This is a genomic window from Longimicrobium sp. (assembly GCF_036387355.1).
Taxonomy (GTDB): domain Bacteria; phylum Gemmatimonadota; class Gemmatimonadetes; order Longimicrobiales; family Longimicrobiaceae; genus Longimicrobium.
Window position 1 is genome coordinate 1 of the sequence record NZ_DASVTX010000574.1, and the last position, 8409, is coordinate 8409.

Sequence of the window (8409 nt, forward strand, 5' to 3'; positions counted from 1 at the left end):
GTCAGCGGCCCCAGACGTTGTTGGTGCGGTTCACGTCGGGCACGCGGTTGTCGGGGTCGATCTCCGCGCGGGTCACCTGCGCGGGGACGGCGACGGTGTAGGTGTACGCCGGCCCGCCGAACCACACCTGCTCGGGAATGCGCACGTCGCGCACCTCGCCGTTGGACAGCGTGAGGCGCAGGCGGACGGGCATCACCATCCCGCCGCGGCTGCCCAGGCGCACCGCCGCGGTGAATCCGCCGTTCCCCGCCGTGTTCGTCACCCCCTCCACCGCCTGGTCCAGCGTGCTGTGGGTGAAGAACCAGCCGCGCCAGAACCAGTCCAGCTTGCGGCCGGAAACGTCTTCCATGGTCCGGAAGAAGTCCGCGGGCTGCGGATGGTGGAAGGCCCAGCGGCGCGCGTACTCCTTGAACGCGCGGTCGAACGTTTCCTCGCCCAGCACCTCGTCGCGCAGCATGTGCAGTGCCAGCGCCGGCTTGCGATACGCCGCGATGCCCAGCTGCGTGCGGGGGATGCGGTCTGGCGGCAGCATGAGGATGGGGTCGTTGCCGGCCCGCTGAAAGCTCTCGTACTGCTGGCGATACTGCGCCTTGCTGTTGTTGCCGGGGTAGCGAAGGTCGTTGGCCCAGGTGTCGATGAACGTGTTGAAGCCCTCGTCCATCCAGGCGTACATCCGCTCGTTGTTCTGCACGATCATGGGGAACCACTCGTGCCCGTGCTCGTGCGCGATGGTGCTGAACACGCTCTGCTCGCTGCCGCCCGCGTGCACCATCACGAACATGGGGTACTCCATGCCGCCCACCGGCCCGGCCACGCTGGTGGCCTGCGGATACGGATACGGGTACCAGCGCGAAAACTCGCGGATGCTGAAGCACGTCATGTCCGCGGCGGTCGCCCACGCGGTGGCGTCGGGCTGGTAGAGCGCGTGGCACTGCACGCCGTTCCACGATTCCGAGTCCCACCGGAAGCGCGGCGACGCGGCCCAGGCAAAGTCAATCACGTTGGCCGCCCGGAAGCGCCAGGTGGCGGTTCCCGTGCGGCGCGGGGTGGAGGCCGCCGTTCCCGCCTCCGCCGCGGTGATGATGGCCACCTGCGCCGTGTCGCGCGCGGCGCGGGCCAGGCGTGCGCGCTGCTCGGCCGTGAGCACCTCGCCCGGGTTCTGCAGCGTTCCCGTGGCCCCCACGGTGAAGCCCGCGGGCACGGTGATGGCCACGTCGAAGTCACCGATCTCGCGGTAGAACTCCCCCTGCCCGATGTACGGCAGGGTGTTCCACCCGGATACGTCGTCGTACACGGCCATGCGCGGGTGCCACTGGGCGATCTCGTACAGGTCGCCCTCGCGCGCGGTGCGGTCGCTGCCGTACTCGGGAATGACGAACGACCACGCCATCGACATCTCCACCGTGCCGCCGGGAGCCAGCGGGCGCGGCAGGTCCAGCCGCATCATGGTTTCGTTGATGTACGGCGTCACGGGCTGCCCGGCCACGCGCACGTCGCGGATGGTGTAGCCGCCCCCCGGCCCGCGCGGCCCCCAGCGGCTGTCCGCCGGGTTGATGAACGTGCCGATGCTGTTGGCCGCGTACAGGTTCTGGTCCACCTGCAGCCACACGAAGCGCAGCGTGTCGGGCGAGTTGTTGCGGTAGCGGACCGTCTGGCTGCCGGTGATGGTTTCGGCCGCCGTGTCCAGCTGCGCGGTGATGCGGTAGTCCGCGCGCTGCTGCCAGTAGCGCGGCCCGGGCATGCCGGAGGCGGAGCGGTACTGGTTAGGCGTGGGGAGCGAGAGCGGCCGGAAGATGGAAGTGTCGCTCCCCGCTTCGGGCGCGTGCTGCGCCGCCAGCGGAAGCGCCGCGACGGCCGCGGCAAGCACCGCGGCCCGTGAGAATCTGCGCATCGTCTGCGATGGGTTGGGTGGACCGTGCCCCCGCGCGCTCTGCGCGTGGGGCGGGCAGAGTAGCTGCAGCAATCGCGCCGGGGGCAGGCACAGGCTTCCGGCGTGCGCGGAGAGGCGGATCACCGGGTCCCGGACGCGCGACACCCTCTCCACCGGCCGGGGGTGGAGAGGGTGCACACGCAGCGGCGAAACAGCGCGCGTCAGGCAGCGACGATTCCGGCTACGAAGCTCAGCCGCACTTCACGGCGTATACGGCGTCACTCCCAACGAAGTAGATGCGGTTGCCCTGCGCATGCAGCCGTGACTTCACGTAGCCTCCCGTTACGCTGCCCTGCGCGTCGAGAAAAAGCGTTGCGACCACTTTGCCATCCGACCGGTTGGCCATGTGCAGGCCGAAGGCGCCCGCAAACACCTTGTCGCCGCACACCGCCGACGACGACGCGCTCGCCTTCAAGGGCGTCTGCCAGATGATGCGCCCGGTTTCCGGATCCACTGCATAGAGGAACGTGTCGTTGGAGGCCACGTACGCGACACCGTCCACCATCTTGAACGTGTCCCACGCGCCCAGGTATTCGCTGGACGTCACCCGGCGCCACACCTCCGCTCCCGTGAACCGGTCCACACCGATCATGGTGCTGCCGTTCAGGTCATTCATCAGAAGCAAGCGACCCGACACCGCCTGACGCCCTACGTCGTGCGTCGTGCGGCTCGTTGGGCCGCTCGTTGCGGTAACGCCAGAGCACCCGGCCGGTGAAGCGGTCCATCGCGACCATCCAACCGCGTTTCAGGTGTCCCGTCGGCGAGGTTTCCTCGATTACCGAGACATAGAGAACGTCCTCGAAAGAAAGGATCGACGTCACGTCGGTGCGATACGTGCCGCGGGCGACAGCCTCGGCAGACCAGAAAGGCTGCCCGGTGCGCACGTCCAGCGCGTACACGGTGCCCGTGTCACTGCCGATGTAGAAGGCACGACCATCGACCGCCGAAAGGGCGTCGGACGTGGTGTCTGGATGAAAGCGCCACAGTTCTGCACCGGTCCCTGCATCCAGTGCGATCGCGGCGCTCGAAGAAACGAACACGCGGCCATCTCTGGAAACCACGTTCGGAGGCGCGATCGGTGCACGGGGCGCCCGCCACAGGCGAGCGCCGGTGCCCAGGTCGTACGCGGACACGCCGTCGACGAGGGTGAAGAGGCGCAGGCCGTCGGACGCCAGCAGGTCCAACGTGCCGGTGTTTCCTACAAGCGGCGTGCGCCAGGCCACCCGGATGGTATCGCGCGTACCGGGAGTCTGCTCCAGTGGACCATCAACTACGCACGCCGAGAAACTGCACGCGATCAGCGTGATCGCGACCCCCGCGAAGCCGCGCCTTGAGAAGCGGGGCAGAGCCAAATGCGCGGTCTGCACCAATACTCCGGGCCGCCGCAGCCCAGCGAAACGACTCAATCGCATTTGACGGCGTATACCGCGTCATTGCCCACGAAGTAGACGCGGTTTCCCTGAGCGAGAAGCCGCGACTTCACGTAGCTGCCCGTTACGCTCCCCTGTGCGTCCAGAAAGAGCGTCGCCAGCACTCGTCCATTGGTTCTGTTTGCCATGTGCAGCCCATATGCGTCCGCGAAAACCTTGTCCCCGCACACGGCGGACGACGAAGCGCTCGCCTTAAGCGGCGTCTGCCAGTTGATGCGCCCCGTTTCAGGGTCCAACGCATAGAGATGAGTGTCGTTGGAAGCCACGTACGCAACACCGTCGACAATCTTGAACGTGTCCCATGCGCCCAGATGCCCCCGGGGCCCGACCCGGCGCCAGACCTCCTGCCCCGTCACCCGGTCCACGCCGATCATCGCCCCGCCATTGAGGTCGTTGATCAGCAGCATTCGGCCCGCGACAGCATGGCTCCCCACGTCGTGGGGCTCGTCAGTGCGCTCGTTGAGATAGCGCCACAGGATACGCCCGGTGTTCCGGTCCAGCGCGACCATCCAGCCTCGCTTGCGACCGCCGCTCTGGTTCAACTCCTGGATCACGGCCCCGTACACCACGTCACCGTGCACCGCGATTCCCACCACGCTTTCACGGTACTCCCCGTCGGCGACCACTTCCTGGGACCAGAGCACGCGACCCGTGGTGACATCGAGCGCGAGAACCCGGCGTGAATCCGTGCCCACGTAGAATGCCCGCTCGTCGACCGCCGTTTCGGTGCGGGCGAGCGAATCGACGGGGGTGCGCCAGAGTTCGACGCCGGTGCGGGCATCAAAGGCGTGCGCAGAGACGGAGGAGACGAATATTCTCCCGTTCGACACAGCGAGATTCAACGCCCGATACATGGATTGCGGGGCGCGCCAGAGTAGAGCGCCCGTTTCCAGATCGTAGGCGGAAATGCCGTTTACGAGCGTGTAGAACCCGTGCTGGTCGATGGCGAGATCCTCACGGCTCACGCTCCCGTCCGACATCGGAGTCCGCCACGCGACCTGGATGGTGTCACGCGTCGCGGGTGGCTGCTCCACCGGGCCGTCGGAAGCGCACGCCGGAAGGCTCAAAGGAATCAGCGCGACAGCCGCGCACTGGAAACACCGCCTTGGAAGATTGTGCAGGTTCGAAGCGACGCTGAGAGCGGCGAAGCCGGAACACCGCATTGGGTGTGCGCGGCTCAATCGCACTTGACCGCGTACACCCCGTCGTTGCCGACGAAATAGACGCGATTAGCCCAGGTCTGAAGGCGTGACCTCACGTAGCTGCCCGTCACAACTCCCTGCGCGTCCAGGAACAGCGTCGCTGTGACCTTGCCATCCGACCGATTGGCCCTGTGCAGCCCGTACGCTCCCGCGAAGACCTTGTCCCCACACACCACGGACGACGACGCGCTCGCCTGCAGCGGCGTCTGCCACTTGATGCGGCCCGATTCCGGATCAAGCGCGTACAGGTAGGTGTCGTTCGAGGCCACGTACGCCACGTCGTCCACCACTTTGAACGTATCCCAGGCTCCGAGGTAACCGCTGGAACTCACCCGGCGCCACACCTCCACTCCCGTAAACCGGTCCACGCCGATCATGGCGCTGCCGTTCAGGTCGTTGATCAGGAGCATCCGCCCCGCGACGGCGTGGTTCCCTACATCGTGAGGCTCGTCTGCGCGCTCGTTGAGAAACGTCCAGAGAACGCGGCCCGTGTTTCGGTCGAGCGCGAACATCCATCCGCGCTTGCGGCCTCCGCTCTGGTTCAGCCACTCCAACACGGCGGCGTACACCGTATCACCGTGCGCCACGATCGCATTCACACTGGATGGGTACGTCGTAGGGGCCAGTACTTCCCGCGACCACAGCGTGCGCCCGGTTGCGACGTCGTACGCGATCACCCGCCTGTTGTCAGTTCCGATGTAGAGCGCCTTGTCGTCCACCGCGGCCTCTACGCGGCCGAACGAATCGGGGGTCACGCGCCACAGTTCTGCCCCGGTCGTGGCTTCAACCGCGAACACATCACTGGCCGGGACGAACACACGCCCGTTGTGAGTGAGGAGGTTCAAGGGGCGGCCCGCCGGGCGCGGCACTCGCCAGAGCAACGCCCCCGTTTGCAGATCGTACGCGGAAACGCCGTTCACGAGCGTGTAGAATGCACGCCCATCAATTGCGAGATCATCCAGCCCCGAGCCGGCGTCAGAAACGGGTGTGCGCCAGACGACCTGAATGGTATCGCGCCGGGTGACGGGCTCTGTTGTGTCGCCCGGGGCACAAGCCGTCGCGCCCAAGAGTGCGAGTGCGGTGCAGAGAAGCGGAGTCTTCATGATTGCGCGTCGATGTCGAACAGTGACTGATTGATCAATGCTTCCTTCACGGCCTCATGGACCAGTTCGCTGGTCGTGGTACCGGTATGGGAATCCCCGTCCGGAATCACCCGGTTGAACCGTGCCCCCGGGTAGTGCTGCGCCGGGCCGGGGATGAAGCCGTCAGAAGTCAGATCGCCCGGGGCGGTGAGCCAGTTCCAGGTCGCATCGAAGCCGTTCATCAACCGGGCTTCTTCGCCGGCGGGAATGGAGTGCCACGGCCGGTACCAGAACTTCGACGTGTGGCGCATGTCATCATACCGCCTCTGAATTCTGCGGACGACCGCGAGCTCGCATTCATGGCGGGGCAGGCAATCGCCCGTCTTGATGACTCGCCACGCGACCCACCGTTTGGGGGTATGCGTCCGGATTCCGACGTTGATGAAAGCCTCCTGCGTCGCGTTCAGATTCTGTAGAAAGGAGCTTCCAGGGATGTCGTCGATAAAGAACGGGTGAAACTCCATGAGGCTCAGCCCAAGGCCGAGCGCAGCCGCTCCCGAGCCCAGAGCCTCATGGACAATTCTTACATTACGGGCGACAACCGCACCCTGGTTGGGGCTGTCGAGCGTGATGACCCCCTTCACCAGCCCCGGCTGGTTCACCTGCGCCCACTGGGCAAGCGAACGCACCACGAGACCTCCGTTGCTGTGCCCGATCATGACGATGTCGTGCATGTCGGCGTTGATCAACGGGCGAAGCTCGTCCCGCTGCGAGGTAATGCGGCGGCGCCAGTCGATGTCGTGGGCATCGAAACGCTTGTACACGATGTCACACCCCAGCCAAGAAGCCATCTCCGACCAGGTGTGCCGGTCACTCTTGATTCCGTGCTGAAAGACGATGTCTGCGCCTTGCGGAACCGGCCCGGGGCAACCGCCGCCCGGCAGCACGGGCGGCGGGTCCTCCGGAGGGCAGTCCTGTCCCACAACGCAGTTGTCCCCGGGCTGGTCCCCCAGCGAGGCGAGCACGTTGTCCGCGCCCTGCCCCGTCTCGCCGCGGCGGGCGCGGCGCTCGGCGTCGCGGCGGGCGTTCTGGTGAACGCGCACCATGCGGATGCGGTCCACCTGCCGCTCCGTCCTGCGCACGCCGTCCGGCGCGGCCCACTCGGACGTAAGCTCCGTACGTTCCAGGAGGTACGAGGATCCGTGCCGCCTCCAGGTGCGAACGTACGAGCCGCGGGATGGGGGCGGCGCCTGCCCCGCCCCGGCCACCGGAGCGGCGTCGTCTCGCGAGAGATCGTTCACCACGCGGATGCGGTCGCTGCCCACGCGTTCCGCCCGGGCACGCGGACCCGCGGCGGCGGCCAGTTCCGTGGCCGCGACGGAAAGGACGCGAACGGTGTCCAGCGCCTCCGCGTTCAGCACCACCCCGTCGGTGATCTGCACGTGCGACGCGGCGATGGGTGCACGCAGGCCCTGTACGATCTCGTGGTCGGTCGGCAGGAGCACGCCGGCCGCGTCGTAGCTGGAGATCTCGTCTTCGACGGACCGGGTGCGGCGGCTGGAGTTCACGGCGCGGACCGTGGGATCGTCCGGCGACGTGGTTTCGTGCAGGACCTGAATGGCGCGGCCGAGTGCGTCGTAGCCCGCTTCGAGGCGCTGCGTCTCCGTCTCGTGCTCCACCGTCCACGTGGTCGCGCTCACGCCCGTAACCGGATCGATGACCGGGAGCGTCGTCTGGTACACCGTGCTTCCCTGCTGCACCACGTCCACCATGTAGTGCGTGTCACTCGCGACGATGTCAGGGTCCGGCGTCCAGGCGAGGGTTCCGGCCGGGCTCCCGTCGCCCGGGCCCGCGATGGGTGCGCCCGGGGAGCGGTCCGCGCACCCACTGCCTCCGAGGATCAGGAGGATGGCCGCGAACCCGGCAGCCCGTCCTGCGGATGGGACCTGCATGGTGTTCCTGGGGAGATTCGTACCGGCTGGACGTGGCCGGTGGCGGCGGGTGTGAAGGAGAGCGGATCAGCGATGCTTCCCCGGCAAGAAGACACGGGAAAGGGAAACCATCCGGGGATGCCCAGACCGGGCGCAGTGCCCGGCGGCAGGCAGGCACATGCCGTCGGTCCTACAACGTGTCCGCTTCCGGATTGTGACAAAGTGGCGCCGCAGTTGCGCTCGCACAAGGTCGTCGTTGTACCTGGCGTGGGGCTTCGCTACGGCTGATCCGCGTCGCGGCGCGCGGAGCCGAGGCCGAGGCGCGCGCGCAGCTTCTCCAGATCGCTCGCCAGCTCCTGCTGAATGCGCGCCGCGACCTGCTCGGCCAGGTCGCGGCGGGCCTGCTCTTCGTTCGCGGGCGGTTCCGTGGCGGGCGCGGGGCGGGTGACCTGTTCCATGAACAAACCCTTCTGAGTTCTCGCGTCGTGTCTTTCGGCCCGGCTTTCGCTCGGGGAGATCGGCGCCGTTCGCATCTACCGTGCGCGGAGCCCGCGCCATCGGCATCCCGGGGGCAGGCTGCGCGCGTGGGCGACCCCTTTTCCGCCATGTGCCGCCCGTGGCCCGCGCGGTGCCATGCGGATTGCGGGTAGGCTCGGCAACGGTTGTGCAGTCGGGAGCCGTGTTCCCCTCCACCGCGCTTGCAGCAATGGAAGAGTTACCGGAAGGGCGGGTCTGGTACTACCGGCACGAGGGTTCGCCCGCGGGGCCGGCGACGCTCGACGAACTGGTTTCGCTGCTTCGGCAAAAGGTGCTGCCTCCCGATACGCCCGTGCG

General features: G+C 67.2%; 7 protein-coding genes. All 7 read right to left on the reverse strand.

All coding sequences use genetic code 11. The features are described from left to right. Position 1 precedes the first annotated feature (1 nt). Positions 2-1891: a M1 family metallopeptidase gene (locus VF665_RS25060; RefSeq protein WP_331056231.1), complete on the reverse strand. Its 1890-nt coding sequence runs from the start codon at positions 1889-1891 to the stop codon at positions 2-4. A 229-nt stretch (positions 1892-2120) separates the two neighbouring features. Continuing rightward, complete coding sequence (locus VF665_RS25065; RefSeq protein WP_331056232.1) at positions 2121-2546, reverse strand: PQQ-binding-like beta-propeller repeat protein; 426 nt, start codon at positions 2544-2546, stop codon at positions 2121-2123. After that, positions 2539-3297 (reverse strand): PQQ-binding-like beta-propeller repeat protein, encoded by a 759-nt coding sequence (locus VF665_RS25070; RefSeq protein ID WP_331056233.1) that lies wholly within the window; start codon positions 3295-3297, stop codon positions 2539-2541. Before VF665_RS25070 ends, VF665_RS25065 begins: the two co-directional genes overlap by 8 nt. A gap of 35 nt (positions 3298-3332) precedes the next feature. Then, positions 3333-4325 carry a PQQ-like beta-propeller repeat protein gene (locus VF665_RS25075; protein WP_331056234.1) on the reverse strand — a complete coding sequence of 331 codons (993 nt, stop codon included), beginning with the start codon at positions 4323-4325 and terminating at the stop codon, positions 3333-3335. Between the two features lie 212 nt (positions 4326-4537). Beyond that, a complete protein-coding gene (locus tag VF665_RS25080; RefSeq protein ID WP_331056235.1) occupies positions 4538-5665 on the reverse strand; it encodes a PQQ-binding-like beta-propeller repeat protein in 1128 nt (375 codons plus the stop codon). After that, positions 5662-7596, reverse strand: coding sequence for a hypothetical protein (locus VF665_RS25085; protein WP_331056236.1), 1935 nt, complete (start codon positions 7594-7596; stop codon positions 5662-5664). The genes VF665_RS25080 and VF665_RS25085 overlap by 4 nt, the downstream gene beginning before the upstream one ends. Before the next feature lie 257 nt (positions 7597-7853). Beyond that, positions 7854-8033, reverse strand: coding sequence for a hypothetical protein (locus VF665_RS25090; protein WP_331056237.1), 180 nt, complete (start codon positions 8031-8033; stop codon positions 7854-7856). Positions 8034-8409: the final 376 nt, after the last annotated feature.